This is a genomic window from Sphingomonas sanxanigenens DSM 19645 = NX02, from assembly GCF_000512205.2.
In the GTDB taxonomy this organism is placed as follows: Bacteria; Pseudomonadota; Alphaproteobacteria; order Sphingomonadales; family Sphingomonadaceae; genus Sphingomonas_D; species Sphingomonas_D sanxanigenens.
The window spans coordinates 924,329-949,895 of record NZ_CP006644.1; the positions used below are offsets into that span (position 1 = coordinate 924,329).

The window sequence follows — 25,567 nt, forward strand, 5'->3', positions numbered from 1 at the left end:
CAACAGGCCCTCCCCTAACCCCTCCCGCAAGCGGGAGGGGGACTTACGCCGCCTGCGCCTCCGACGGCGCCGTCGTCCATCCCAGTTGCGGCACCGCGATCGTGCGCTTGCCGGCGAGGTCGGTGCGCGAGGCGATCAGGCCGCGCTGCTCGATGAACGCCAGCAGCCGCTTCACCCGCCCCGGCGATTGCGTGCCATAGACCGCGGCGATCGCATCGTTGGAAGGGCAGGCATCGCCTTCGCGCGCGGCGCGGGCGATCAGCAGGAAGGCGCCCAGCATGTCGTCCGGCAGTTCGGCGGCGAGCGCCATCGCCTGGTTCCAATCCTCGTCACCGGCAAGGTCGATGCCCGCGCGCGTCGCCGCGAGGCGGCGGCCGAATTCGGCGAGGCCGATCGACGCGGCGGAGACGCCCAGCATCCGGCAGCGCGTCTGGAAATCCTGAAAGAGCACGGCATTGGCGCGGAAGCCGCTGTCGGGGTCGGCGACGAGGTCGCGCAGCGCGCGGTCGATCGCCTCGGCCAGTTTCCCGGGATCGACCGGCTCCGCATCGGGCAGCGCGGCGGGGGCGGGGCGCTCGATTGCGTCGATCACCTCGGCGGCGGGCACCGGGCGCGGCGCGGGGGCGACCAGCGGCAGGGTCGGCTCGATCGGCACCGGCGCCAGCAGCAGGTCGCGCATGTCGGCGGCGGGGGCCTGTTCGGGCAGCGGCAGCAGCATCACGCCGCCGCTGCGCGCGCTGGTCTTCACCGGGCCGATCTTCACCGCCACCGGCCGGCGCGAGATGGCGGGGCCGAGCGCGAGGAACGAACCGCGCTGGAGGTCGCGGATCTGCTCGGCCTGGCGGCGGTCCATGCCCAGCAGGTCGGCGGCACGCGCCATGTCGATGTCGAGGAAGGTGCGCCCCATCAGGAAGTTGGAGGCTTCGGCAGCGACGTTCTTGGCGAGCTTGGCAAGGCGCTGCGTGGCGATGATGCCGGCCAGCCCGCGCTTGCGGCCGCGGCACATCAGATTGGTCATCGCTGTCAGCGAGGCGCGGCGGATATCGTCGGGCACGTCGCCGGCGGCGGCGGGGGCGAAAAGCTGCGCCTCGTCCACCACCACCAGCGCGGGGAACCAATGTTCGCGCGGGGCATCGAACATCGCGGCGATGAAGGCGGCGGCGCAGCGCATCTGCGCCTCCACGTCCACGCCCTCCAGGCTCAGCACCACCGAGGCGCGATGCTCGCGGATGCGCGTGGCGAATCGGGCGATCTCGCGCTCGCTATGGTCCGATGCCTCGATCACGACATGGCCGAACGGCTCGGCCAGGGTCACGAAATCCCCCTCCGGATCGATGATGACCTGCTGGACCATGCCCGCGCTGCCTTCCAGCAGGCGGCGCAGGAGGTGCGATTTTCCCGAACCCGAATTGCCCTGCACGAGCAGGCGGGTGGCAAGCAATTCTTCGACATCGATCGGCACGGAGCTACCCGTGCCGTCGGTCCCCATATCAACGCTGACGGTCACAGCGCCTCTTTGGCGCACTGGGGCGCGGATCGGCAAGCGCTATGGCATGCGATGCGCCGGATCGCGTATCGGGAACGCAGATGGCGATCGCGCCGTTCTCTGGTCGCAACCGAGGAGATGATGATGAAGGCAAGGCATATCGGCTATGCGATCGGAGCGGCCAGCGTGGCCGCGGGCGTGATCGACCTGGTCGTCCGCCGCCGCCGCATCGCCCGCACGCCGGCGCCCCTGGCCACGGCGTTCGCAGCACCGCCCGTGATCGCGCCGCCGGTGATCGCCGATCGCAGCGGGCCGGTGTGGACGCGCTTCGCCGCCGACGTCACCGATCTCGGCACGCTGGCGGTGGCCGCGGCCCGTTCGGATGGACAGAAGCGTGGCCAGGCGCTGACCGCCTTCGCGCTCGTCGCGCTGGTCGCGACCGCGGACTATCTCGCCGCCCGTGCGGTCCAGCGGCGGTCGCTGGGGCTGGCGTAGGGGCCGTTGCTACTCTTTTCCTCACCGGCGCGTAGCGTCGGGGCGGAAAAAGGAGCGCGGCGCCGGCCGCGATAACTCCGTCCCGCCACACCCTAGCCCCGGCGCGCTTCGCGCGGCATGGTTGCCCCGCGATGGTGCGTAAGATCATCCATGTCGACATGGACGCCTTCTATGCGTCGGTCGAGCAGCGCGACGATCCGGCGCTGCGCGGCCGGCCGCTGGCCGTGGGCCATGGCGGCGGGCGCGGCGTGGTCGCGGCCGCCAGCTATGAGGCGCGCGCGTTCGGGGTGCGATCGGCGATGCCCTCGGTCACGGCGCTCCGCCGTTGTCCGGAACTGCTGTTCGTCCGCCCCCGATTCGACGTCTACAAGGCGGTCTCGCAGCAGATTCGCGCGATCTTCCTCGATTATACCGCGCTGGTGGAGCCGCTCTCGCTCGACGAGGCCTATCTCGACGTGACCGGGAATCGCCGCGGCCTCCCCTCCGCCACCGCGACCGCGGAGGAGATTCGCGCGCGCATCCTCGCCGAAACCGCGCTCACGGCGTCTGCCGGCATCTCCTACAACAAGTTCCTCGCCAAGCTCGCGTCGGACCAGAACAAACCCAACGGCCAGTTCGTCATCACCCCCGCGCAGGGGGTGGCCTTCATCGCCGCGCTCGAGGTGGGGCGCTTCCACGGCATCGGCCCGCGCACCGCGGAGAAGATGAACCGGCTGGGCATCTTCACCGGCACCGACCTGCGCGAACGCGACCTCGCCTTCCTGCAGGCCAATTTCGGCAAGGCGGGCCGCTGGTACCACGCGATCGCACGCGGCGAGGATGATCGCGAGGTGACGCCGGACCGGCCGCGCAAGTCCTCCGGCTCCGAAACCACCTTCGCGCGGGATCTGACCGCACCCGCCGAGGTGGAAGAGGGCGTTGCCGCGATGGTCGACGATGTGTGGGGATGGTGCGAACGCAGCGGCGGCAGCGGCCGCACCGTAACGGTGAAGATCCGCTATGCCGATTTCCAGCAGGTCACCCGCAGCCGCACGCTGGGCAGCCCGGTCGACAGCCGCGCGACCCTGTTCGAGACGGCGGTGGTGCTGGTGCGCGGTCTCTATCCGCTGCGCGCGGGCATCAGGCTGATCGGCGTCACCTTGTCCAAGCTGGAGGATCCCGACGACGGCCCGGTGCGCGAGCCCGAACTGGACCTCGCCGGCTGATACCGTCCCGACCGGTCTGCCACCGATCGGGAGAGGGTTTCGCTCAGGTGCCGCGGGCTTGGCCGGACTATTCGAACTCGCGCGCCAGCGCCTCGGAATCGAGCGTGTCGGTGTTGCGCATCGCGATCGCGCCGCGGATGCCGTTGATGATGCCGATGCCGATGAACAGGTGAATGACGATCCCGAACACGCCGGGAAAGCCGATGAAGAATTTGCCGATGAATTCGAAGAGGAACACCAACAGCAGGATGCTGCCCGCGATCAGTCCGCGGTTACGGCGAAAGCGCCACGCGGCGACCAGCGCGATCACGATCTCGGCGCTCGCCGTTCCTGCCAGCCAGGTCATGCCGTCCTGCATCGACGTGACCGCCTGGCCACCGCCGGTGATCACGGCGACGGCGACGCCGATCACGCCAAGCGCCGCGAATGCCAGAGACGCCAGCATGCCGAGGCGGCAGCAGCGCATCGCATCGTCGATATCGATGATTTCCGGAAACGGCTTCGCCATATGATGATCCCCCGATCGCCCCGCGGCAGATGGTAGCGCAGGGCAAGGGAGGGGCAACAAAAAAGGGCGATCCCCCCCCGGGGACCGCCCTTTTTCGTATCTCGATCCCGTGCCGCGGTGCGGCACGGAAGCCGATCACATCGCGTTGGTCGTGTTGTCCACGACGTTGTCGATGGCTTCGGCAGCGTTCTCGGAGATGTTCTCGATCACGTCCTCGGCGTTCGCCGCAACGTCCTCGACGTTCTCAGCAGCGTTCTCGGTCGGGGTCGTCTCACCGCAGGCGGCCAGGGTCATCAGGCCGGCGGCAGCGAGAACAAAGCTCAGCTTCTTCATTCGTATTGCTCCCATAGCGTCTTGTTCGCATCCGGCCCGAATGCCGTTGCGAGCCGATCCAAATAAAGGGCTCGGTCCGGCCGTCAATGGGAATTTTACACGACCGGGCTCGGGATTTCTCCCGCTCGGTGAGGGGAAATAGCTGAACAACGGCTGAATTCCGTCACTTTTGCGGCGCTGCAGCAAGAGTTTCCGGTGCATTTGCGGCAAGCCATAACATTGTCGTCCAGGCCGCAACATTCTGCCTGAGCTGCGCCGGATCGACCTTGTCGAGCGTATCGTCGGGTGTGTGGTGGATGTCGAAATACCGAGTCCCGTCCTGTTCGAGGTCGATCACCGGCACCCCCGCCTTCACGAGCGGGGCGATATCCGCACCCCCGGTGGCCGGGGCCGGATTGCGGCCGATGCCGATCGGCGCCAGCGCCCGGGCGATGCGATCGCCCAGGGGAGCGGCAGCGGCCGGCAAGGTGAATTTCACCGCCCACACCCGGTCCGCGCCGAAATCCGATTCGGCCGTCAGCACATGCTTCTCGTCGCGATGCGCGGCGAGATAGGATGGGCCGCCGCAGCCGCCCACCTCCTCGGCGCCGTACCACACGACGCGGATCGTACGGCGCGGCTTGCCTGCGGCCATCACCATTTTCGCCGCGGCGGTGGTGATCGCGACGCCCGAGGCATCGTCGATCGCGCCGGTCGCGAGATCCCAGCTGTCGAGATGCCCGCCGATGGTGATGATTCCCGCCGCGGGATCGCTGCCCGGCACCTCGGCGATGACGTTGCCCGATTGCCCGGTGGCGCTGAACGTCGGCGTCAGCACCAGCCGCATCGTCACCGGCTTGCCGCGCTTGAGGATGCGCTGGAGGTTCTCGGCGTCGGGAATCGAGAGCGCGGCGGCGGGAATCGCGGTGCTGCCGGCCGGGAAGACGGTGCCGCCGGCATGCGGGTTGCGGTGATGATCGGTGCCGACCGAGCGGATGACGATCGCTATGGCGCCCTTGGCGGCCGCCACGGCGGGGCCGCGCCGGCGCACGGCGCCGAACACGCCGTAGGAGGATCCGTCCTGCGTCGCGGTCATCGCATGGCTCACGAAGGCGATCTTGCCCGCAAGGCTGCCCGCGGGCGCCGCATCGAGGTCGGCGAGCGTCTCGAACGCCACGACCTCGGCCTCGATCCCTTCGGCGGGCGTCGCCGCGCTGTTGCCGAGCGCGGTCACCGCCAGTTTGGCGGGGAAGGGCGCGGTCACCGCCGCCCGCTCCGCGCCGCGGGTCCACACCGGCATGTCGCAGGTCTCGATGCGGACGTTGCTGAACCCCAGCGCCTTCAGCCGCGGCACCGCCCAGGCACGCGCGCGCGCCTCCGCCTCGGTGCCCGCCATGCGCGGGCCGACCTCGGTGGTCAGCCCCTCGACCAGATCCCAGGCGACGGTGTCGCCGGCCAGCGCCTTGTCGCGCAGCGTGGCCGCCGTCGCGACCGGATCGTCGGCGGGGGCCGAACGGGCCGGCTGGCCGGCGAGGATGAGGGGAAGGGCGAGGGCGGGGAGGATGGCGCGCTGTTTCATGGCCTTGGTGTAACCCGATGAATCCCCATATGGGAACGGGTCCGTTCGCCTTGCGCGCGTTTGCCAATCGGCCTTGCGCGCGCTAGTGGCGGCGGCAGTTTTTCCAGATCAGCATTCCCACGGAGCCCAGACCCCCATGGCCGTCCAATACAGCTTCGTCATGAAGGGCCTGACGAAGACCTTTCCCGGCGCGAACAAGCCGCTGTTCAACAACATCCACCTGCAGTTCCTGCCCGGAACCAAGATCGCCATCATCGGCGTGAACGGCGCCGGCAAGTCGACGCTGATGAAGGTGATGGCCGGTATGGATACCGACTATCAGGGCGAGGCGTGGGCCGCCGAAGGCATGCGCGTCGGCTATCTGGCGCAGGAGCCGCAGCTCGATCCGAACAAGAATGTGATCGAGAATGTGAAGGATGGCGTGCGCGGCACCGCCGACATGCTCGACCGCTTCAACGAAATCTCGACGATCATGGGCGATCCGCCCGAGGACGCCGATTTCGACGCGCTGCTCGCCGAGATGGGCGAACTGCAGGAAAAGATCGATGCGGTCGATGGCTGGACGCTCGACAACCAGCTCGAGATCGCGATGGAAGCGCTGCGCTGCCCGCCCGCCGACTGGAGCGTCGAGAGCCTGTCTGGCGGTGAGCGCCGCCGCGTCGCGCTGTGCCGCCTGCTGCTCGAAAAGCCCGACATCCTGCTGCTCGACGAGCCGACCAACCACCTCGACGCCGAAAGCGTCCAGTGGCTGGAACAGCATCTGATCGAATATGCCGGCAACGTCATCCTCGTCACCCACGATCGCTACTTCCTCGACAATGTCGTGGGCTGGGTGCTCGAACTCGATCGCGGCCGCGGCCTGCCGTTCGAGGGCAATTATTCCGCCTGGCTCGAAGCCAAGGGCAAGCGGATGGAGCAGGAGGACCGCGAGGAAGCGGGCCGCCAGAAGGCGATCAAGGAAGAGCTGGAGTGGATCCGGCAGAGCCCCAAGGCGCGCCAGTCCAAGTCCAAGGCGCGTATCCGCGCGTTCGACGAACTGGTCGAAAAGCAGAATGCCCGCGCGCCGGGCAAGGCGCAGATCGTCATCCAGACGCCCGAGCGCCTCGGCGGCAAGGTGATCGAGGCCAGGGGGCTGACCAAGTCCTATGGCGACAAGCTGCTGTTCGAGGGGCTGGACTTCACCCTGCCGCCCGGCGGCATCGTCGGCGTGATCGGCCCCAACGGCGCCGGCAAGTCGACCTTGTTCCGCCTGATCACCGGCCAGGAACAGCCCGACGATGGCGAGATCGACGTCGGCCCGACCGTGAAGCTGGGCTATGTCGACCAGAGCCGCGACGCGCTCGATGCCAACAAGAATGTCTGGGAGGAAGTCTCGGGCGGGCATGACATCATGCCGGTCGGCAAGTTCGAGATGTCGACGCGCGCCTATGTCGGCGCGTTCAACTTCAAGGGACCTGACCAGCAGAAGAAGGTCGGCCAGCTCTCGGGCGGCGAACGCAACCGCGTCCACATGGCCAAGATGCTCAAGCAGGGCGGCAACGTGCTGCTGCTCGACGAACCGACCAACGACCTCGACGTCGAGACGCTGCGCGCGCTCGAAGAGGCGCTGGAGAATTTCGCGGGCTGCGCCGTGGTCATCAGCCACGATCGCTTCTTCCTCGATCGCCTCGCCACCCACATCCTCGCCTTCGAGGGCAACAGCCATGTCGAATGGTTCGAGGGCAATTTCGAAGCCTATGAGGAAGACAAGCGCCGCCGCCTGGGCGACGCGGCTGATCGTCCGACGCGGCTGGCATACAAGAAGCTGACGCGCTGAGATCGAGCTTGGGACCGCGCCGGACGCATCGGGTCTGATGACTCCGATTGTCCTCCCCGCGCTTTGCTCGGGAAGGACATATCCCATCGCGCGGCCCCTCGCTCCCAAGGGGAAAAGGCTTTACAGGAGCGGGCGCCCCGGGGCGATGCGGGTGCGCTCGATGTCCTGCAGGCGCTCTTCCTGCGCGCGGCGCGTCGCGATGAGGGCGGCCCGTTCCTCGTCGAGCTGGCGGCGCAGCCGGCGATTGCCGCCGCCGCGCATCATCATCCCGATGACGATGCCGAGCAGTAGCAGCAGCGCCATGATCGCCAGCGTCTTGGTCGAATAGTCCATCGCCGATTGCTCCCGTCGTTACGGGGCGACAACCGTCCTGCGGCCGGACTGTTCCGGTGCGCGTGCGGTTTGAAATCGCGGCGCGGTCATGCTTAGGACCGGCATCGATGATGTCCGCCGTTTCCCCCGATCCCGTTTCGCCCGATGCGCCGTTCGATCGCCGGTCGATTCCCGCCGGCGCCGTCGTCGGCCGATGGCGCGCGCCCGATGGCTGGGATCATCGCAGCTTCGCCTGGGATCCGGCCGGGGCGCCGCGCGGCAGCCTGCTGTTCCAGGGCGGCCGCGGCGACATCTTCGAGAAATATCTGGAGGCGTTCGATCATTGGCGCGCCCGCGGCTGGACGATCCGCTCGTTCGACTGGCGCGGGCAGGGCGGGTCGGGCCGGCTCGGCCGTGACGCCGGCGTCGGCCATGCCGAGGATTTCGCCGGCTGGATCGACGATCTCGCCGCCTATGCTTCCGAATGGATGGCGGCAACGCCGGCGCCGCACGTCATCGTCGGCCATTCGATGGGCGGCCATCTGGTGCTGCGTGCGCTGATGGAAAAGCGGGTGAAGCCCGATGCGGCGGTGCTCTCCGCGCCGATGCTGGGGTTGCGCAGCGCGCCGTTCACGCCCGGCATCGCCGGTGTCATCGCGCGCGGGATGACATGGGTCGGCCGGCCCGACCGCGCCGCGTGGAAATCGCCCAACGAGCGGCCGGGGCCGCCCTTCACGCCGCGCGCCCAACTGCTGACGCACAGCGCCGATCGCTATGCCGACGAGCAATGGTGGAAGGTCGAGCGGCCGGAAATCACCCTCGGCGCGCCGAGCTGGCAATGGCTGGCGCTCGCCTTCGCCTCCTGCGCGGCGCTGGAACGGCGCGGCGCGGTGGAGGGCATCGATACGCCGCTGCTGATCCTCAACCCGCTGGAGGACAAGCTGGTCGATCCGGCGGCGACGCGGCGGATCGCGGCGCGGCTGCCCGACGCGCGCATCCGCAACTGGGGACCCGAGTCGGCGCATGAGATCCTGCGGGAGGCGGATCCCGTCCGCAGCGACGCGCTCGCCGAGATCGACCGCTTCCTCGACGAGCGGGCGCCGGCGCGATGAGCGATGCCGACGTCCTGATCGTCGGCGGCGGCATTGCCGGCGCCAGCCTCGCCGCGGAGCTTGCGCCCTTCCTGCGGGTGCTGCTGATCGAGGCGGAGGACCAGCCCGGCTATCACAGCACCGGCCGCTCCGCTGCTTTCTGGGACGAGAGCTATGGCGGCCCCGGCGTACAGCCGCTGACCACCGCCTCGGGTGCCTGGCTGCGCGCGCCCCCGCCGGAGGTTTCCGAACATGGCTTCCTCGGCGATTGCGGCGCGCTCTACATGGGCCGCGCCGAGGATGTCGCGCTGACCGACGCCTATGAGGCGACATTCGGCGGCGCGATCGCGCTGCAACGGCTCGATCGCGCCGCGCTGGAGCGCCGCGTGCCCGGGCTCGATCCGCGCTGGACGCATGGCGTGTTCGAGGCGAGCTGCGCCGATATCGACGTCGGCGGCGTCCATGGCGCCTTCCTGCGCCTTGCCCGTCGCGCGGGTGCAGCGATCCTGCCGTCGCGCCCGCTGCAGGCGGCGGAACGGCGCGACGGGCTGTGGCATGTGCGGACGCCCGGCGGCACGCTGACCGCCGCGACCCTGGTCAACGCCGCCGGCGCCTGGGCCGATCGGGTGGCGGAAGCGTGCGGCGTCATCCCCGTGGGCATCGTCCCCTATCGCCGCACCGTCGTCCAGCTGCGTACCGATCCGGCGCCGCCGGCGGTGCTGCCGCTGGTGCTCGATATCAGCGGCACCTTCTATTTCAAGCGCGAGGGCAGCGGCCGGCTGTGGCTGAGCCCGCATGACGAGACCCCGTCCGACCCGCTCGATGCCGCGCCCGAGGAACTGGACGTCGCGATCGCGATCGACCGTTTCCAGGGCGTCGTCGACTGGCGGATCGACGCGGTGGAGCGCAAATGGGCCGGCCTGCGCAGCTTCGCGCCCGATCGGCTGCCGGTCTATGGCTTCGACCCCGGCGAACCCGGCTTCTTCTGGTGCGCCGGCCAGGGCGGCTTCGGCATCCAGACCGCCCCTGCCGCGGCCCGCCTCGCGGCATCGCTGCTGCTGGGCCGCGTGCCGGATGGCATCGCCGAAGGCATCGATCCGGCACCGTTCTCGCCGAAGCGGTTCGCGGCCTAGCCCCGCACGCGCGGGCTACCGGGTTCACACATTATGGTGTGAGCGATCGGATAGTTCCCCCCCTCCGGCGCCACTGTGCCGATGCCGTGGCGCGTTCAGCGGAGGCGGGATTCCGTCACCCCCGCCGCGCCGCATGGGCCGCGTCGCTGGCCAGCTTGTCGGCACGCTCATTGTCCGGGTGGCCGGCATGGCCCTTCACCCAGGTCCAGTCGATGCGGTGCGGCGCCGACGCGGCGAGCAGCGCCTGCCACAGGTCGGCATTCTTCACCGGCTTGCGGTCGGCGGTCTTCCAGCCGTTGCGGCGCCAGCCCGCGATCCATTTGGTCAGGCCGTCCATCACATAGCGGCTGTCGGTGGAAAGCTTCACGCGGCACGGCCGGTTGAGCGTTTCCAGCGCGCGGATCGCGGCCATCAGTTCCATGCGGTTGTTGGTGGTCGCCGGATCGCCGCCCGCCAATTCCTTCTCATGCGCGCCGAAGCGGATCACGGCGCCCCAGCCGCCGGGGCCGGGATTGCCCTTGCACGCGCCATCGGTGGCGATTTCGACCTCGGGCATCGGGGTCGTCGCTTCGGTATCGGTCATGGTCGGGTCAGGCCAGCAGGTCAGGGGTCTGGGCGTAGAATTCGAGGCGCCTCAGAAAGGCGATCGGATCCTTGCGGGTCACCAGCGCGTCGGCGGGCGTATTCAGCCAGTCCCATGCGCGGGTCAGCAGGAAGCGCAGGCAGGCGCCGCGGGCGAGCGCGGGGAAGGCGGCGCGCTCGGCGTCGGTGAGGCCGAAGCTGCCGCGATAGCCGCCGACCAGCGCCGCGCCGAGCGCGGGGTGATAGCCGGCACCATCATTGTCGAAGCACCAGGCGGCGTGCGTGACCGCCAGATCCCAGGCGCGGATTTCGGTGCAGGCGAAATAGAAGTCGATCACGCCGCTGACCGCGTCGCCGAGCATCAGCACATTGTCGGGGAACAGGTCGGCATGGACCACCGACCGCGGCAGGTCGCGCGGCCAGTGCGTGTCGAGCCAGGCGAGTTCGTCCGCGACGATGCGGCGCAGGCCCGGCCGGATCGCGTCGAGGTCGTCGCCGCAGCGTGCGGCCAGCGCGTGCCAGCCATCGATTCCCAGGCTGTTCGCGCGGTCGCCGGTGAAATCGGCGAGGGCGGCGTGCATCGTGCCCAGCGCGCGGCCCGCGGCTGCCGCCTGCACCGCGGTCGGCCGGCTGACGGAAACGCCGGGCAGGAACTCGATCAGGCAGGCGGGGCGGCCCGCCACCGTCTGGATCTGCATGCCCTGGCGATCGGCGATCGCGCGCGGCACCGGCGCGCCGGCGCCCGCCAGATGATCGAGCAGCGCGATGAAGAAGGGCAGGTCGGCGGCATCGACGCGCTTCTCGTAGAGCGTCAGGATGAAGCGCGCATTGCTGGTGTCGACCAGATAGTTGCTGTTCTCGACGCCCTCGGCGATGCCCTTGGCGGAAACCAGCGCGCCGACGCCCTCATAGCGCGCGAGCAGCGCCGCCAGTTCCTCGGCGGAGACTTGCGTGTAGACGGCCATCGGGCGATCAGGCCGCTTCGAGGCCGCGCGGCAGCTTGAACGCCATCGTCTCGATGGCGGTGGTCAGTTCCTCGCTGACGACGTCATAATGCGCCGACAGGCTGTCGATGACCTCGCGGACGAGCAGCTCGGGTGCGGAGGCGCCGGCGGTGATGCCCAGCGTCTCGACGCCGGCGAGCCAGACGAGGTCGATCTCCGATGCGCGCTGGATCAGCGTCGCACGCGTGCCCGAGCGCTCGGCAACCTCGACCAGCCGCACCGAGTTGGAGGAATTGGGCGCGCCGATCACCAGCATCGCATCGCATTGCGTCGCGATCGCCTTGGTCGCCGCCTGGCGGTTGGAGGTCGCGTAGCAGATATCCTCGCCGCGCGGCGCCTGGATCGCCGGGAAACGCGCCATCAGCGTCGCCACGATCTCCGCGGTATCGTCCACCGACAGCGTCGTCTGGGTCAGGAAGGAAAGCTGTTCGGGGTCGGCGACGTTGATCGTCAGCGCATCCTCGACCGTTTCCACCAGCGTCATCGCGCCCGGCTCGACCTGGCCGAAGGTCCCGACCACTTCCGGATGGCCGCGATGGCCGATGAACAGGATATGCTTGCCGGCGTCGACCAGCCGCTCGGCCTGGCGGTGAACCTTGGAGACGAGCGGGCAGGTCGCGTCCAGCCAGGTCAGCCCGCGCTCGGTGGCCTTGTTGGGCACCGCCTTGGGCACGCCATGCGCCGAAAAGACGACCGGCGCATCGTCGGGCACCTCGTCCAGCTCTTCGACGAACACGGCGCCCTGGGCGCGCAGGCTGTCGACGACGAAGCGGTTGTGGACGATCTCGTGCCGGACATAGACCGGCGCGCCATATTTCTCGATCGCCAGCTCGACGATGCGGATCGCGCGGTCGACACCGGCGCAGAAGCCGCGCGGCGCGGCGATCAGCAGCTTGAGCCGGGGCAGGGCGGCGGGGGGTGCATCGGTCATCACGCAGGCGGCTCTACGCGATTGCTTGCCTGCACGAAAGGCGGTTCCTATGATCCACCGGCCCGAGGGGCGGCAGATCCGGCCGCCGGCAATATAGTTCGAGGAAGACTTCGTGCCCCCCATCAAAGTGTCGTTTGCCGCAGCCGCCGCCCTGACCCTGCTCGCCGGCTGTTCGCGCGACAACGAGATCGTCGATGCCGCGGGCGGCATCGCCGTGACGCGATCCGCCTGCCCGGCGCTGGCGATCCCCGACTATACGGGGGACGTGACGCTGTTCAATCCGCCGGCGAGCCGCGATTCGCGGGCGATCGACGTGGTGGCGACGATCACCAACCTGCGCACGACCTGCAACGACAATGGCTCCGATCTTGCCAGCGCCGTCACGTTCGACGTGCTGGCGCGCCGCGAGGCCGGCAGCGAGGCGCGCGAGGTGACCCTGCCCTATTTCGTCACCGTCGTGCGCGGCGGCAATGCGGTGGTCGCCAAGCGGCTGGGCCGCGTGACGCTGCGCTTCGCCGAGGGGCAACAGCGCGCGACGGCGCAGGCGGCGGCCAGCAGCGTCGTCAGCAAGGCGGCGGCGACGCTGCCGGAAGACGTCCGCCGCCAGATCACCCGCCGCCGCAAGCCCGGGGATGCCGACGCCGCGGTCGATCCGATGGCGAACCCGCAGGTGCGCGCCGCGGTCTCGCGCGCCAGCTTCGAGATGCTGGTCGGCTTCCAGCTCGATCAGGATCAGCTCCGCTACAACGTCACGCGCTGACGCCACCTGCCGGCAGCCGGCGCGCGCCCACGAATCGAAAGGGCCCGGGCCGGTTTCCCGGTCCGGGCCCCTGGGGTTGCACGATGCGCGCGTTATGCGGCTTCGCGCTGGTCCTCGATCGTGACGCTCTGGGTCTGCGGCGCGTCGGCGATCGCGATCTTCTGGGGCTTCATCGCCTCCGGCACCTCGCGGACGAGGTCGATCACCAGCAGCCCGTCGGCCAGGCCCGCATGCTCGACGCGCACGAAATCGGCGAGCTGGAAGCGGCGCTCGAACGCCCGCGTGGCGATGCCGACGTGGAGGAAGCTGGAGCGGTCGCCCTCGGCCTTTTCCTTGCGGCCCGTCACGACGAGCAGGTTCTGCTGCGCGGTGATGTCGATCTCGTCGCGGCGGAAGCCGGCGACGGCGATGGTGATTCGATACTGGTCCTCACCGCGGCGCTCGAGGTCGAACGGCGGATAGCTGTCGGCCTGTTCGGGGCGCGACGTCCGCTCGAGCAGGTCGAAAAGCCGGTCGAAGCCGACGGTGGAACGGCGGTAGGGGGTAAAATCGGTGGTACGCATCTGGAATCAACTCCTCTGATCCGAGCAAATTGATGTGAACGGGCGCCCACGAAGCGACGCCCTTTTCCTTGGTGGCGCAGTACGATCCGTCACCGCGCCGACCGAGAGATAGGTGGAGGCTTGGCGGGTTCAAGCCCTTGCCCGCCAAGCGCATTTGCTTGGCGCGGCGGCGTAGCTGTGACAGGGAGTGATTCGTTCGTTTCGGTACCACGATCTGTCGTTCCGGGATCAAACCAGCGGGTATGGGGCACAGCCATGGCGATCAACGCGACTGAACTGGCGGGCATCATCGCGAAGAACTCGATGCTTGCGAGCTGCGAGACGGACGAACTGGAAGATATTCTCAGCCGCGCGCGGCTGCTGACGATGAAGAAGGGCGAAACGCTGCTCACCCAGGGGGACGACGGCGATTCGCTGATCATTCTGCTGGAAGGCACCGTGCGGATCAGCATGGCGACCAGCAACGGGCGGGAGATCGTGCTCAACTATTGCGATCCCGGTGAGGTCATCGGCGAGATCGCGCTGCTCGACGGCGAACCGCGAACCGCGTCCGCCACCGCGATGGCAGCGGGGCGCTATCTGCGCATCTCGCGCAGCGCGTTCGAAGCGACGATGGAGCGGTTCCCGAAATGGTCGCTCAGGCTGCTGCGCCAAATGGCGAACCGGCTGCGCCAGACCAACTCGATGATCGAGAATGATCGCGCCTTCACCTCCGGCCCGCGGCTGGCGCGCTACATCCAGCGGTTGATGCTGGAACCCGCCAACGACCGCCTCCGCCTCGACCTCAGCCAGAGCGAGCTCGGCAACTTCGCAGGCATCAGCCGCGAGAACATCAATCGCCAGCTTTCCGCCTGGGCCGACAGTGGCATCATCGCGTTGGAAAGCGGGCGGATCCGCGTGACGGATTACGCGATCCTCTCGCGAATCGCGACGTCGAGCGAGTGAGGGCGGGCACGCGCGCCTGACTTGATATTGCCCCGGGCACGGCTCGGGGCGGAACCTGTTGTGCTCAGCCCAGTTGTGAGATGAGGGGTGGTTCCATCGCGATGCCCCGCACATGCAAACGCCCGGACTGTTTCCAGCCCGGGCGCCTGCGTGACGATCGCTCGTCAGCCCCCTTCTTTGGCCATGGCCCACACGCGCGATACGGTCCCTTCTCCGTATCAAGCGGGGCTCCAGGCCTCCCCGAACCACGGCCGTTGCCGACGTTTCAGGCCTTCCGGTTACGCCCGGTGCCGGGGCTTGTCATGGGTGTATTGCTGCTTCGTGATCGATTGCCTTCATCCTGTGTTCATTTGGCAACAGGCTGTTTTGGTTGCCTCAACTCCATGCCCGACGTAGGGCATGGCCCTTGTTCCGCCTGCGAAGATTGCATTCCCAATGATCCTGTCCCGCTACGAGCGGATGATCGCCAAGCGCTATCTGCTGCCCGGCCGCGGGGAGGGGTTCATCTTCCTCGTCGCGTCGATCAGTCTTGCCGCCGTCATGCTCGGCGTCGCCGCGCTGGTGATCGTGATGAGCGTGATGAACGGCTTCCGCGCCGAACTGTTCGACAAGATCGTCGGGCTCAACGGCCATGCCGTGATCCAGGGCTATGGCGGCCGCCTGAACGACTGGCGGGAGATCATGGCGCAGACGAAGGCGACGCCCGGCGTCACCAGCGCGACGCCGATGATCGAACAGCCGCTGATGGCCAGCTATGACGGCCGGGTGGAGGGCGTGATCGTGCGCGGCATGGAGGTGCAGGACATCCGCACCAACGAGACGATCAAGGGCAAGGTGATCGGCCGGCTGACCGACCTTACCCCGGGCAGCAACAATGTGGCGATCGGTGCGCGGCTGGCCGAGGCGCTGGGCGCGACGGTGGGCGGAGAGATCAGCCTGATCAGCCCGCTCGGGCAAAGTTCGCCGTTCGGCACCGTGCCCCGGATCGTCAGCTACCGCATCGCCGCGATCTTCGAGGTCGGCGTCTATGATTATGACAAGGCGTTCGTCATCATGCCGATGGCGGATGCGCAGACCTTGCTGCTGCTGGGCGATGCGGTGGGCATGATCGAGGTGCAGACGGCGGATCCCGACAGGGTCGGCCAGATCCTGGCGCCGCTGGCGGAGAAGGTGGCGCGCGACGGTGTCATCAACGACTGGCGCTCGATGAACGCCTCGCTGTTCGAGGCGCTCTCGGTCGAGCGGGTCGTCATGTTCTGGATCCTCTCGCTGATCATCCTCGTCGCCGCGTTCAACATCCTTTCCTCGCTGATCATGCTGGTGCGCGCCAAGACGCGCGACATCGCGATCCTGCGGACGATGGGCGCATCGCGCAGCGCGATGCTGCGCATCTTCATGACGGTGGGTGTGACGATCGGCTCGCTCGGCACGCTCGCCGGCGTGCTGCTCGGCCTCGTCGTGCTGGTCTTCCGCCAGAACATCGTCAACGCGGTGCAGGCGATCAGCGGCCAGAACCTGTGGGATCCCTCGATCCGCTTCATCACCGAACTGCCGTCGCGCACCGATCCGTTCGAGGTGCTGGCGATCGCCGCGCTCGCGATCGGCTGCACCTTCATCTTCACCTTCTATCCGGCCTGGAAGGCCGCGAGCACCGATCCGGTGCAGGTGCTGCGCTATGAATGACGTGCTCAAGGTGTCGTCGCTGAAGCGCAGCTTCAAGCAGGGCGGCGCGGTGATCGATGTGCTGCGCGGCGTCGACCTGACGGTGGGCGAGGGGGAGATCGTCGCGCTGCTCGGCCCCTCGGGCTCGGGCAAGTCGACGATGCTGCAGGCGGTGGGGCTGCTCGAAGGCGGGTTCGAGGGCCAGATCCGCATCGCCGGCGAGGAAGCCGTGCAGCTCGACGATGCCGGGCGCACGCGGCTGCGCCGCGAGGCGTTGGGCTTCGTCTACCAGTTCCACCATCTGCTGCCCGATTTCGATGCCGTGGAAAATGTCGTCCTGCCGCAGCTCATCCATGGCGCAGCCCCCCGGGCGGCGCGCGACCGCGCCGAAAGCCTGCTCTCCGCGCTCGGCCTCGGCCACCGGCTGACGCACAAGCCCAGCCAGCTTTCGGGCGGCGAGCAGCAGCGCGTGGCGGTGGCGCGCGCGCTGGCGAATCGCCCCGCGCTCGTGCTCGCCGACGAGCCGACCGGCAATCTCGATGAGCGCACCGCGGACGTCGTCCTCGCCGAATTCCTCGCGCTCGTCCGCGGCGAGGGATCCTCGGCGCTGGTCGCGACGCACAATGAGCGGCTGGCGGCCAAGATGGACCGCATCGTTCGCCTGCACGATGGCCGGCTGGCCGAAGCCGTCATTCCCGATTCGGTGCGTTGACGGCCGGCCCGGCGCGCGCCGATGATCGCGGCGTTCATCCGGGAGGGGTTATGAAGACAGGGTTGGGCGATTTCACGGTGCGGCGGCCGGGCGGCGACGCGCAGCCGATGGCAGATTATGCCGGGCAGGTGCTGCTGATCGTCAACACCGCCTCGCAATGCGGCTTCACCCCGCAATATGCCGGGCTGGAGGCGCTCTACCGCAAATATCACGACCAGGGCTTCTCGGTGCTCGCGTTCCCCTGCAACCAGTTCGGCAAGCAGGAACCCGGCGATGCGGAGGAGATCGCGACCTTCTGTTCGCTGACCTACGACGTCACCTTCCCGCTGTTCGCCAAGATCGACGTCAACGGCGATGCGGCGGATCCGCTGTTCGCCTGGCTGAAGGCGCAGAAGCCCGGGCTGCTGGGATCGACGGGGATCAAGTGGAACTTCACCAAATTCCTCGTCGACCGTCAGGGCCGCGTCGTCCACCGCTACGCGCCGACGACCAAGCCGGAAGACATCGCGCGGGATATCGAGAAGATCATCTGAGGGGGAGGGCGTCTCCTAAAATTTCAGAATGAAATCGAGCATTTACCGCGCCGGGGTGACGGGGTTGTGGGCGAGCGCGGTGGCAAGCCCCCCTCACGCCGCCAGCTTCACCGCCTCCTCCGGCACCGACGCCGTGAACCGTTCCGCCAGCGCGCCGATCCGCGCTGGGTCGAACATCGTCAGATGGTCGCCGTCGACCGGCACGATGCGCAGCCCGGGGCAGTGCGCCGACCAGCCGAGATCGGCGCTGCCGGGGCGTTGCGAGCGGAACAGCAGCACCTCGCCATCGTCGATGTCGATCGCGCGCGCCGGGCCGGTGCCGAACCAGCGCCGCCACAGCCGGTCGAGCATGTGGATCTGCAGCGCGCTCTCGAACGCCAGCAATGCGCGTTCGCCCAGCACCCCGCGCCGGCTGTTGACCAGCCGCCGCGCCAGCCGCTGGACGGAGGCGCCGTCGAACAGCTGAACGCCCTCTGCCATCACCCGGAAGAAGCGGCTCGACTGGTCGATGCGGTCGAGCCAGCCGGGCACCGGCAGGCCGATGCGGCGATGCGCGTTCTGCAGCGCGGCGAAGCCGGCGCGGGTCAGCCCGCGTGCGATCCAGCGCATCCGGCGGACGAAGTGGATCTGCGGATAGAGGGGCGACGCCGCGCTGTCGAACAGCACCATCCAGCCGATCCGGCGGCCCCGCTGCTTCAGCGCCAGCGCGGTCGCGAACGCGACATAGCCGCCCTGCGAATAGGCGGCGAGGCGCACCGGCCCGTCCGGGCAGCGTGCCTCGATCTGGCGGCAGCAGCGCTCGACGATCGCCTCCGCATCGACGCCCTCGTCGATCCACTCCTGCCAGTCGCCGAACGCGACCTGTTCGAACGCGAAGCCCTCGCCGCAGCGGTCGGCCAGCCGCTGCAACCGGCTGTCCCGCCCGCCGCCGCCGGCGAACAGGAACACCGCCGGGCGCGCCGCCGCATCGGGCATCCGATGGTCGGTCAGCAGCCGCGCGACCGCGTCGGTGACCTCGTCGAGCGTGCGGTGTTGCATGAGGAATTCGGGCGACAGCTCGATCCCCAGCCGCGCCCCCAGCGCGTCGGTCGCCAGCACCGCGTCGATCGAATCGAGGCCATAGGCATCGAACGGCGTCGCGGGATCGATCGTGCGCCCCTCCAGCGCGAACACCTCGGTCAGCAGGTCTGCGAGCAGCGCGCCGAGCTGGGCGCGGCTCATCCGGCCGAAATCGGAAACGGCAAGACTGTCGGTCATCGAACGCTCCTTATGGTCAGCGAGGTGAGGCGGCGGATGGTGCGGCCGCGGAACCAGACGGGGTCGGCGGCAGGCTCGATCGGCGGCAGGTCGAGCAGGGCCTGCACCACGACGCGCCCTTCCAGCCGGGCGAGCGCCGCGCCGATACAGAAATGCTTGCCCTTGCCGAACGAGACGTCGGCGGGACGCTTGGCGTCGAGCTGCGCGGTATCGGGCGCGGGATAGCGCGCGGGATCGCGGTTGGCGGCGCCGAGCAGCAGCAGCAGCCGGTCGCCGCGGTCGATGGCGACGTCGCCCACCGTCGCATCTTCCAGGGCGATACGGCCGACGCGCTGGACATTGCTTTCCAGCCGCAGCACCTCGCTCACCAGCCGGTCGATCAGCGCCGGCTCGGCGGCCAGCCGGTCGCGCAGGCCCGGCTGCGTCGCCATCAGCCTGACGATCCCGCCGATCAGCCCGATCGTGGTCTCGGCGCCGACGCGATAGGCGAACAGCGCGGTGGCGGCGGCACGCTCGAGGCGCTCGGCCGCGTCGCCTTCAGCCTCGTCGTAGATACGGCGCAGCCCCGATCCGTCGGACGATTCGGCGATGCGCCGTTCGAGCAGCGCCAGCGCCTCGATCGTCCGGGCGTTGACGCGGTCATAGGTGGCGAGCGCCGCCGGATCGAACACCAATGTCAGGTCCGCGAGCAGTTCGCCGAGCTGCGGCACATCCTCCTGCGGGATGCCGAGGATGCGCGCCATCATCCGCTGCGGGAAGGGATCGGCAAGGCCCGCCACCGCGTCGAACGGCGCGCCCGAACGGATGGGGGCGGCAAGCCCGCGCGCGAGGTTGGCCGCGATCGGTTCCAGCGCGCTCAGCTTCACCTGGTTCATGATCGTCGCCAGCGTCCGCCGGTCACGCGCATGATCCTCGCCGGTCTTGAAGAACAGCGCGGCGTCGAGGAAGCGGATCAGCGGGCGATAGTCGCGCCGCGCGCGGCGGCCGACTTCGGCGAGGATACCGGCGGTGCGCACCGCGTCGAAGCGCTCGTCGACCAGCACCTGCTCGATATCCGCCATGCGGGTGAGCACCCAGGCGCCCATCGTCCGGCACCAGTAGACCGGCTGTTCGGCGCGCAGGCGGTGATAGGCCTCCCACGGGTCTGAGATCAGGCTCTCGGCGAAGGGATCGAAGACATAGGCCTCGGGCGAGGCGAGCTGGGCGGGTCTCATGCGGCGAGGCCTCCGTTCAGGCGAAGCAGGTCATTGGCTTCGTAGAGTTCGCGGGTCCGCGCGCGCTGCACCTTGCCGCTCGACGTGCGCGGCAAGGTGCCGGCACGGACGATCAGCAGATCGTCGATGCGCAGCCCGAGCGCGCCGATCACCCCGGCGCTGGCTGCGGCGGCGGCGGCGGTCAGCGCCTCGTCCGCCACGCCGCGTGCCGCGACTTCCTGCACCACCACCGCGCGCTCGCGCTCGCCGGACTGGCTGGCGAAGGCGGCGCAGCCCTGCTGGTGGAACAGCCCGTCGCTCGCCGTCACCACCGCCTCGATATCCTCGGCGGCATGGTTGGATCCCATGACGATGACGATGTCCTTCAGCCGCCCGTGGACGTGCAGCCCCCCATCGTCGAGCGTGCCGATATCGCCGGTGCGCAACTGCCGCACGCCGTCGACGGTGCGGAACAGGGCGGCGGTGGCTGCCTCGTCGTTCCAGTAGCCGGCGGTGATGTGCGGGCCGGCGATGCAGATCTCGCCCGGCTGCCCCGGCGCCACGGGAGCGCCGGTCTCCGGATCGGCGACGCTCACCGTCGCCGCCCCCCAGGCGCGCCCGCAACTCACCCGGCCTTCGCCGTTGGTGGCGATGCCGCTGCCCATCGCCCGGCTCGTCGCCAGCAGGCTGGCTTCGGCCAAGCCATAGCAGGGGAGGAACGCCTTCGCGTCGAACCCGGCGGGGGCGAAGCGATCGGCGAACTGGCCGAGCGTCGCCGCGTTGATCGGTTCCGACCCGCAATAGGCGACCCGCCAGGATGAGAGGTCGAACTCGTTGGCGGCGGCCTGCTGGATGTGGCGCAGGCACAGCGCATAGCCGTGCGAGGGGCCGCCGCTGGTGGTCGCCCGCCAGGTCGAGATCGCCTCCAGCCAGCGGCGCGGGCGCTGGAGGAAGGCGAGCGGCGACATCAAGACGGAGGTGCCGCCGACGAACACCGGCTGCAGCACATGGCCGATCAGCCCCATGTCGTGGAACAGCGGCAGCCAGCCGACCCCGCGCAGCTCCGCGTCATGGCCGAAGGCGTCGGCGATCATCGCATTGTTGGCGAGCAGATTGGCGTGGGAGAGCATCACCCCCTTGGGCCGGCTTGTCGATCCCGAGGTATATTGCAGCAGCGCGACCCGATCGGGCGAGACCATGGCGGGGTCGACGGCGTCGCCATTGGCGCTGGTCTCGTCGACATAGAGGCAGCGCAGCCCCAGCGCCTCCGCCGCGCTTTCGCGGCGCACGGTGAGCGCGGCGGCGGGCTGGGCATCGCGCGCGATCGCGCTGACTCGGTCCGCAGTGCGGCGGCCGGCGGTGTTCGGCAGGGGCACCGCGATCGCCCCCGCGCGGAAACAGGCGAACAGCGCAACGACGAAATCGAGGCAGGGCGGGAACAGCAGCAGCAGCCTTTTTCCGGCGAGGCCGGCGCCGACGATGTCGGCGGCGACCGCATCGACGCGCGCGTCGAGTTCGCCATAGCTCAGCCGCTCCGCCTCACGGCCCTGCGTATCCAGATGAACAAACGCAGTCTTGGAAAAGTTTAATGAAGTATTACTTTTCAAGGCGTCGGAAAGCGTTCGGGAACTTCGCCCGAAATACGGTAGTTCCGCCATCTGTAGTCTCCCCTATGTCAAGAGAAGATGGCATATTTATTGTAGTCAAACAATGAAAATGTGAAAGAATTGCTACGAGTTCTAAAGAGGGGGATGTCGCGTCGATACCGACCGTTGCGGCTTCGTATCGATCTGTTCGGCGGACGATCGTCGGGTGTTGCCGCGTTCGCGACGCCCGCCCTTTCCAGAATCGGTTGGCGGGCCCATAGTCCCGCGATGTCGCATTCGCCGTTCGTACCGCTTCGGATTTTCTCCGCCTTCACCATGCTCGAGGGGGCGATCGACCCCAAGGCCATCGCCAAGCAGGCCCGCAAGCTCGGCTTCCCCGCGGCGGCGATCACCGACCGCAACGGTCTCTACGGCGCGATGGCGTTCAGCGACGGCTGCTCGGCGTCCGGCGTGCAGCCGATCATCGGCACGATGCTGTGCGTGGCGCGGCCCGACCATCCCGATGGCGCGCCGCCCGCCTATGACTGGCTGGCGCTCTACGCGCAGGACGAGCAGGGCTATGACAATCTCTGCCGGCTCGTCTCCGCGGCGCACCTCGACCGGCCGGTCGAGGAACAGGCGCATGTCCGCTTCGAGGCGCTGGAGGGCCGCACCGACGGGCTGATCGCGCTGACCGCGGGCGGTGAGGGCGGGCTCGCGCGGCTGTTCGCCGACTATCAGCACGATCGGGCCTTCGGCTATTGCGACCGGCTGCAGAAGCTGTTTCCCGACCGCCTCTATATCGAGGTCGCCCGCCGGCTGGACGAGGTCGAGGGCCAGGCCGAACCCGAATTGATCGCGCTCGCCTATGCGCGGGATCTGCCGCTGGTCGCCACCAACCCGTGCTGCTTCGCCGAGGCCGATTTCCACGCCGCGCACGATGCCATGCTGTGCATCGCCGATTCCGCCTATGTCGACGCCACCGAGCGCCGCAAGAGTTCACCCGATGCGTGGATGAAGCCCTACAAGGACATGCGGCTGCTGTTCGAGGACCTGCCCGAGGCGCTGGCCAACACGATGGTGGTGGCGCAGCGCTGCGCGGTCGCGGCGCCCAAGCGCAAGCCGATCCTGCCCAGCCTTGCGGGGGACCGCGAGGGCGAGGCGCTCAAGCTGCGCGAGGATGCCCATGCCGGCCTCATGCGCCGGCTGGAACGCGCCGGCATCGCCGACGACGGCGCACGGCAGGCCTATGTCGAGCGGCTGGAATTCGAGCTGAAGATCATCATCCAGATGGGCTTCCCCGGTTACTTCCTGATCGTCGCCGACTTCATCAAATGGGCGAAGGACCATGACATTCCGGTGGGGCCGGGCCGCGGTTCGGGCGCGGGCTCGGTCGTCGCCTGGGCGCTGACCATCACCGATCTCGATCCGCTGAAACTCGGCCTGCTGTTCGAGCGCTTCCTCAACCCGGAACGCGTCTCGATGCCCGACTTCGACATCGACTTCTGCGAAACCCGCCGCGAAGAGGTGATCCGCTATGTGCAGGGCAAATATGGCCGCGACCATGTGGCGCAGATCATCACCTTCGGGCGGCTGAAGGCGCGCGCGGTGCTGAAGGATACCGGCCGCGTGCTGCAGATGAGCTATGGCCAGGTCGATCGCCTCGCCAAGCTGGTGCCCAACCACCCGACCGATCCGTGGACGCTCGATCGCGCGCTCAACGGCGTTTCCGAACTGGCGGCCGAATATAAAGATCCGGGCGTCAAGCGGCTGTTCGACCTGGCGATGAAGCTGGAAGGCCTGCCGCGCCACAGCTCCACCCACGCCGCGGGCGTGGTGATCGGCGATCGCCCGCTCGACCGGCTGGTGCCGCTCTATCGCGATCCGCGTTCCGACATGCCGGTCACCCAGTTCGACATGAAGTTCGTCGAGGGCGCGGGGCTCGTGAAGTTCGACTTCCTCGGCCTCAAGACATTGTCGGTGCTGCAGAAGGCGGTGGCGCTGCTGGCGAAGCGTGGCATCGGCGTCGACCTGGAGGGGCTGGAGTGGGACGATGAAGGCGTCTACGCGCTGCTCCAGAAGGGCGACACGGTGGGCGTGTTCCAGCTCGAATCGGAAGGCATGCGGCGCACGCTGGCAGCGGTGCGGCCGACCAATTTCGGCGACATCATCGCGCTCGTCTCGCTCTATCGTCCGGGCCCGATGGACAACATCCCTATGTTCGGCGCGCGCAAGAACGGCCGCGAGCCGATCGAATATCCGCACCCGCTGCTCGAGGGCATCCTTTCCGAAACCTACGGCATCTTCGTCTACCAGGAACAGGTGATGCAGGCCGCGCAGGTCCTGGCGGGCTACTCGCTGGGCGACGCCGACCTGCTGCGCCGCGCGATGGGCAAGAAGATCAAGGCGGAGATGGACGCGCAGCGCCAGCGCTTCGTCGACGGCTGCGCCCGGCAGGACATCAGGGCCGAAAAGGCCAATGAGCTGTTCGACCTGATCGACAAGTTCGCGGGCTATGGCTTCAACAAGAGCCACGCTGCCGCCTATGCGCTGCTCGCCTATCAGACGGCGTGGCTGAAGGCGCATCATCCGCACGAATTCTACGCCGCGTCGATGTGCTTCGACATGGCGCAGACCGACAAGCTCAACATCTTCGTCGACGACATGCGGCGGATGAGCGTGCCGTGCCTGCCGCCCTGCATCAATGCCAGCGAGGCCGAGTTCACCGTGCAGCCGCATGGCGAGGATCATGCGGTGCGCTATGCGCTGGGCGCGCTGAAGGGCGTGGGCGAACGCGCGATGGAGGCGCTGGTCGACCAGCGCGACAAGACCGGCGCGTTCAAGTCGATCGACGATTTCGCCGCGCGGGTCGATCCCGGCGTGCTCAACCGCCGCCAGCTCGAAAGCCTTGCCGGCGCGGGCGCGTTCGATGGGATTTGCCCCGATCGCGCGGGCATGTTCGCGGTGTGCGAGACGGTGCTCGCCATCGCCGGCAGCGCACACGCGCAGCGCAACAGCGGGCAGGGCGGGCTGTTCGGCGGCGACGCGGCGGTCGCCACGATCAAGCTGCCGCGCAACGCGCACTGGACGCTGGCGGAGCGCATGGTGAAGGAGAAGGAGTCGTTCGGCTTCTATTTCTCCGCGCACCCGGTCGATCGCTACAGCCATATCGCGCGCGCGCATGGCGCGCAGAGCTTCGCGCAGCTCGCGGCGATCGCCGCCCCGGCCGAGGCCTGCCGCACCGGCGCGATCATGTCGGGTCTCGTCGAGGATGCGCGCTGGCGCACCTCGGCGCGCGGCCGGCGCTATCTGCTCGCGACGATGTCCGACGAGAGCGGCCAGTTCATGGCGAGCTGCTTCGAGGAGGACGTGGCCAAGCAGCTCGAGGAAGCCGCGCGCAACGGCGGCTGCGGGCTGCTGACGGTGGAACTCGACCGCCGGCCGGGCGAGGATACGCCGCGCGTCGCGGTGCGGCGCATCCAGCCGTTCGAGGCGCTCGCCAACAATGCGCGGCTGACGCTGACGGTGGCGGTGTCCGATCCGGCCGCGCCGGCGGCGCTGGCCGAGATGCTGGAAGGGCAGCGTGGCGGCCGCGGCGAGATCATCGTCCGCACGACGATGGCGGACGGGGAGGAAGCGCGGCTGCGGCTGGGCCGCGACTATCTGCTCGATGCCGAACTCGCCGCACGGATCGAGCGGCTGGAGGGTATCGAGGATGTCAGCCTGCAGGCGACCGACCCGCCCAGGCTCGCGCTGGTCTCCTGATCCGCGCGGTCGCCGGGCGAAGCCGTTTCTTCACGAACCGCGCCGGCGCGTTTGACGATGAGGCCGACCCCGGCCGGCAGCCCCTGCTGCTTGCCCAGACGCGCGCGTACGCCGGCAGGGAGGGTTGCTGACCGCAT

The 25,567-nt window shown here is 68.7% G+C and carries 23 protein-coding genes; 11 read left to right on the plus strand and 12 right to left on the minus strand.

Annotation, left to right across the window (positions count from 1 at the left end; translation table 11 throughout):
* Positions 1-43: 43 nt before the first annotated feature.
* The gene (locus NX02_RS04380) at positions 44-1,507 is read right to left on the minus strand and encodes a helicase HerA domain-containing protein (protein WP_025290976.1); all 1,464 of its coding nucleotides are present in this window, start codon (positions 1,505-1,507) and stop codon (positions 44-46) included.
* Between the two features lie 123 nt (positions 1,508-1,630).
* Here NX02_RS04380 and NX02_RS04385 point away from each other — a divergent pair, with 123 nt between their 5' ends.
* Together NX02_RS04385 and dinB are read left to right on the plus strand one after the other, a co-directional pair.
* A complete protein-coding gene (locus NX02_RS04385) occupies positions 1,631-1,981 on the plus strand; it encodes a hypothetical protein (protein WP_162232660.1) in 351 nt (116 codons plus the stop codon).
* Between the two features lie 131 nt (positions 1,982-2,112).
* Positions 2,113-3,186, plus strand: a complete 1,074-nt coding sequence (gene dinB / locus NX02_RS04390) for a DNA polymerase IV (RefSeq protein ID WP_025290978.1) — start codon at positions 2,113-2,115, stop codon at positions 3,184-3,186.
* 67 nt (positions 3,187-3,253) lie between these two features.
* On the opposite strand, the gene NX02_RS04395 is transcribed toward dinB, so the two are convergent.
* From NX02_RS04395 to NX02_RS04405, 3 genes are all read right to left on the minus strand, one after another.
* Complete coding sequence (locus NX02_RS04395; RefSeq protein WP_025290979.1) at positions 3,254-3,694, minus strand: hypothetical protein; 441 nt, start codon at positions 3,692-3,694, stop codon at positions 3,254-3,256.
* 135 nt (positions 3,695-3,829) lie between these two features.
* Positions 3,830-4,027 (minus strand): hypothetical protein, encoded by a 198-nt coding sequence (locus NX02_RS04400; protein ID WP_025290980.1) that lies wholly within the window; start codon positions 4,025-4,027, stop codon positions 3,830-3,832.
* A gap of 163 nt (positions 4,028-4,190) precedes the next feature.
* Positions 4,191-5,585 (minus strand): M20/M25/M40 family metallo-hydrolase, encoded by a 1,395-nt coding sequence (locus NX02_RS04405; RefSeq protein WP_025290981.1) that lies wholly within the window; start codon positions 5,583-5,585, stop codon positions 4,191-4,193.
* 136 nt (positions 5,586-5,721) lie between these two features.
* Here NX02_RS04405 and ettA point away from each other — a divergent pair, with 136 nt between their 5' ends.
* The gene (gene ettA, locus NX02_RS04410) at positions 5,722-7,401 is read left to right on the plus strand and encodes an energy-dependent translational throttle protein EttA (RefSeq protein WP_025290982.1); all 1,680 of its coding nucleotides are present in this window, start codon (positions 5,722-5,724) and stop codon (positions 7,399-7,401) included.
* Positions 7,402-7,521: 120 nt separating this feature from the next.
* Here the strand turns inward: ettA and NX02_RS04415 are convergent, their stop codons facing one another.
* The gene (locus NX02_RS04415) at positions 7,522-7,734 is read right to left on the minus strand and encodes a hypothetical protein (RefSeq protein ID WP_025290983.1); all 213 of its coding nucleotides are present in this window, start codon (positions 7,732-7,734) and stop codon (positions 7,522-7,524) included.
* A 107-nt stretch (positions 7,735-7,841) separates the two neighbouring features.
* Between NX02_RS04415 and NX02_RS04420 the strand changes: the two genes are divergently transcribed.
* Positions 7,842-8,825 carry an alpha/beta fold hydrolase gene (locus NX02_RS04420; RefSeq protein ID WP_025290984.1) on the plus strand — a complete coding sequence of 328 codons (984 nt, stop codon included), beginning with the start codon at positions 7,842-7,844 and terminating at the stop codon, positions 8,823-8,825.
* Positions 8,822-9,937 (plus strand): NAD(P)/FAD-dependent oxidoreductase, encoded by a 1,116-nt coding sequence (locus NX02_RS04425; protein ID WP_025290985.1) that lies wholly within the window; start codon positions 8,822-8,824, stop codon positions 9,935-9,937. The genes NX02_RS04420 and NX02_RS04425 overlap by 4 nt, the downstream gene beginning before the upstream one ends.
* A 115-nt stretch (positions 9,938-10,052) precedes the next feature.
* On the opposite strand, the gene rnhA is transcribed toward NX02_RS04425, so the two are convergent.
* Genes rnhA through ispH form a run of 3 tightly spaced genes read right to left on the minus strand, consistent with a single transcriptional unit; the run spans position 10,053 to position 12,454 of the window.
* A complete protein-coding gene (rnhA, locus tag NX02_RS04430; protein WP_025290986.1) occupies positions 10,053-10,520 on the minus strand; it encodes a ribonuclease HI in 468 nt (155 codons plus the stop codon).
* A 7-nt stretch (positions 10,521-10,527) separates the two neighbouring features.
* Positions 10,528-11,484: a homoserine kinase gene (thrB, locus tag NX02_RS04435; RefSeq protein WP_025290987.1), complete on the minus strand. Its 957-nt coding sequence runs from the start codon at positions 11,482-11,484 to the stop codon at positions 10,528-10,530.
* 7 nt (positions 11,485-11,491) lie between these two features.
* Entirely contained in the window at positions 11,492-12,454 is a 963-nt protein-coding gene (ispH, locus tag NX02_RS04440) for a 4-hydroxy-3-methylbut-2-enyl diphosphate reductase (protein ID WP_025290988.1), read from the minus strand.
* Between the two features lie 112 nt (positions 12,455-12,566).
* On the opposite strand from ispH, the gene NX02_RS04445 reads away from it, so the two are divergent.
* Positions 12,567-13,214: a hypothetical protein gene (locus tag NX02_RS04445; protein WP_025290989.1), complete on the plus strand. Its 648-nt coding sequence runs from the start codon at positions 12,567-12,569 to the stop codon at positions 13,212-13,214.
* Positions 13,215-13,306: 92 nt separating this feature from the next.
* Here NX02_RS04445 and NX02_RS04450 read toward each other — a convergent pair whose 3' ends face one another.
* Positions 13,307-13,777 (minus strand): Hsp20 family protein, encoded by a 471-nt coding sequence (locus NX02_RS04450; RefSeq protein ID WP_025290990.1) that lies wholly within the window; start codon positions 13,775-13,777, stop codon positions 13,307-13,309.
* A gap of 255 nt (positions 13,778-14,032) precedes the next feature.
* Between NX02_RS04450 and NX02_RS04455 the strand changes: the two genes are divergently transcribed.
* From NX02_RS04455 to NX02_RS04470, 4 genes are all read left to right on the plus strand, one after another.
* Entirely contained in the window at positions 14,033-14,722 is a 690-nt protein-coding gene (locus NX02_RS04455; RefSeq protein WP_039996404.1) for a Crp/Fnr family transcriptional regulator, read from the plus strand.
* Positions 14,723-15,157: 435 nt separating this feature from the next.
* Entirely contained in the window at positions 15,158-16,405 is a 1,248-nt protein-coding gene (locus NX02_RS04460; RefSeq protein WP_025290992.1) for a lipoprotein-releasing ABC transporter permease subunit, read from the plus strand.
* Positions 16,398-17,096: an ABC transporter ATP-binding protein gene (locus NX02_RS04465; RefSeq protein WP_025290993.1), complete on the plus strand. Its 699-nt coding sequence runs from the start codon at positions 16,398-16,400 to the stop codon at positions 17,094-17,096. Before NX02_RS04460 ends, NX02_RS04465 begins: the two co-directional genes overlap by 8 nt.
* 50 nt (positions 17,097-17,146) lie before the next feature.
* Positions 17,147-17,629 (plus strand): glutathione peroxidase, encoded by a 483-nt coding sequence (locus NX02_RS04470; protein ID WP_025290994.1) that lies wholly within the window; start codon positions 17,147-17,149, stop codon positions 17,627-17,629.
* A 93-nt stretch (positions 17,630-17,722) separates the two neighbouring features.
* Here NX02_RS04470 and NX02_RS04475 read toward each other — a convergent pair whose 3' ends face one another.
* From NX02_RS04475 to NX02_RS04485, 3 genes are read right to left on the minus strand one after another with little or no spacing between them, the layout of a single operon-like run.
* Positions 17,723-18,886, minus strand: coding sequence for a phosphopantetheine-binding protein (locus tag NX02_RS04475; RefSeq protein ID WP_025290995.1), 1,164 nt, complete (start codon positions 18,884-18,886; stop codon positions 17,723-17,725).
* A complete protein-coding gene (locus NX02_RS04480; protein WP_025290996.1) occupies positions 18,883-20,100 on the minus strand; it encodes a cytochrome P450 in 1,218 nt (405 codons plus the stop codon). Before NX02_RS04480 ends, NX02_RS04475 begins: the two co-directional genes overlap by 4 nt.
* Positions 20,097-21,686 carry a fatty acyl-AMP ligase gene (locus tag NX02_RS04485; protein ID WP_025290997.1) on the minus strand — a complete coding sequence of 530 codons (1,590 nt, stop codon included), beginning with the start codon at positions 21,684-21,686 and terminating at the stop codon, positions 20,097-20,099. The genes NX02_RS04480 and NX02_RS04485 overlap by 4 nt, the downstream gene beginning before the upstream one ends.
* 267 nt (positions 21,687-21,953) lie before the next feature.
* Here NX02_RS04485 and dnaE point away from each other — a divergent pair, with 267 nt between their 5' ends.
* Entirely contained in the window at positions 21,954-25,430 is a 3,477-nt protein-coding gene (gene dnaE, locus NX02_RS04490) for a DNA polymerase III subunit alpha (protein WP_025290998.1), read from the plus strand.
* The last annotated feature ends 137 nt before the right edge of the window (positions 25,431-25,567 follow it).

Coding starts and splice junctions, on each gene's coding strand:
- NX02_RS04385 (WP_162232660.1), top strand. CDS start 1,631: ATGAAGGCAAGGCATATCGGCTATGCGATCGGAGCGGCCAGCGTGGCC.
- dinB (WP_025290978.1), top strand. CDS start 2,113: ATGGTGCGTAAGATCATCCATGTCGACATGGACGCCTTCTATGCGTCG.
- NX02_RS04395 (WP_025290979.1), bottom strand. CDS start 3,694: ATGGCGAAGCCGTTTCCGGAAATCATCGATATCGACGATGCGATGCGC.
- NX02_RS04400 (WP_025290980.1), bottom strand. CDS start 4,027: ATGAAGAAGCTGAGCTTTGTTCTCGCTGCCGCCGGCCTGATGACCCTG.
- NX02_RS04405 (WP_025290981.1), bottom strand. CDS start 5,585: ATGAAACAGCGCGCCATCCTCCCCGCCCTCGCCCTTCCCCTCATCCTC.
- ettA (WP_025290982.1), top strand. CDS start 5,722: ATGGCCGTCCAATACAGCTTCGTCATGAAGGGCCTGACGAAGACCTTT.
- NX02_RS04415 (WP_025290983.1), bottom strand. CDS start 7,734: ATGGACTATTCGACCAAGACGCTGGCGATCATGGCGCTGCTGCTACTG.
- NX02_RS04420 (WP_025290984.1), top strand. CDS start 7,842: ATGATGTCCGCCGTTTCCCCCGATCCCGTTTCGCCCGATGCGCCGTTC.
- NX02_RS04425 (WP_025290985.1), top strand. CDS start 8,822: ATGAGCGATGCCGACGTCCTGATCGTCGGCGGCGGCATTGCCGGCGCC.
- rnhA (WP_025290986.1), bottom strand. CDS start 10,520: ATGACCGATACCGAAGCGACGACCCCGATGCCCGAGGTCGAAATCGCC.
- thrB (WP_025290987.1), bottom strand. CDS start 11,484: ATGGCCGTCTACACGCAAGTCTCCGCCGAGGAACTGGCGGCGCTGCTC.
- ispH (WP_025290988.1), bottom strand. CDS start 12,454: ATGACCGATGCACCCCCCGCCGCCCTGCCCCGGCTCAAGCTGCTGATC.
- NX02_RS04450 (WP_025290990.1), bottom strand. CDS start 13,777: ATGCGTACCACCGATTTTACCCCCTACCGCCGTTCCACCGTCGGCTTC.
- NX02_RS04455 (WP_039996404.1), top strand. CDS start 14,033: ATGGCGATCAACGCGACTGAACTGGCGGGCATCATCGCGAAGAACTCG.
- NX02_RS04460 (WP_025290992.1), top strand. CDS start 15,158: ATGATCCTGTCCCGCTACGAGCGGATGATCGCCAAGCGCTATCTGCTG.
- NX02_RS04465 (WP_025290993.1), top strand. CDS start 16,398: ATGAATGACGTGCTCAAGGTGTCGTCGCTGAAGCGCAGCTTCAAGCAG.
- NX02_RS04470 (WP_025290994.1), top strand. CDS start 17,147: ATGAAGACAGGGTTGGGCGATTTCACGGTGCGGCGGCCGGGCGGCGAC.
- NX02_RS04475 (WP_025290995.1), bottom strand. CDS start 18,886: ATGACCGACAGTCTTGCCGTTTCCGATTTCGGCCGGATGAGCCGCGCC.
- NX02_RS04480 (WP_025290996.1), bottom strand. CDS start 20,100: ATGAGACCCGCCCAGCTCGCCTCGCCCGAGGCCTATGTCTTCGATCCC.
- dnaE (WP_025290998.1), top strand. CDS start 21,954: ATGTCGCATTCGCCGTTCGTACCGCTTCGGATTTTCTCCGCCTTCACC.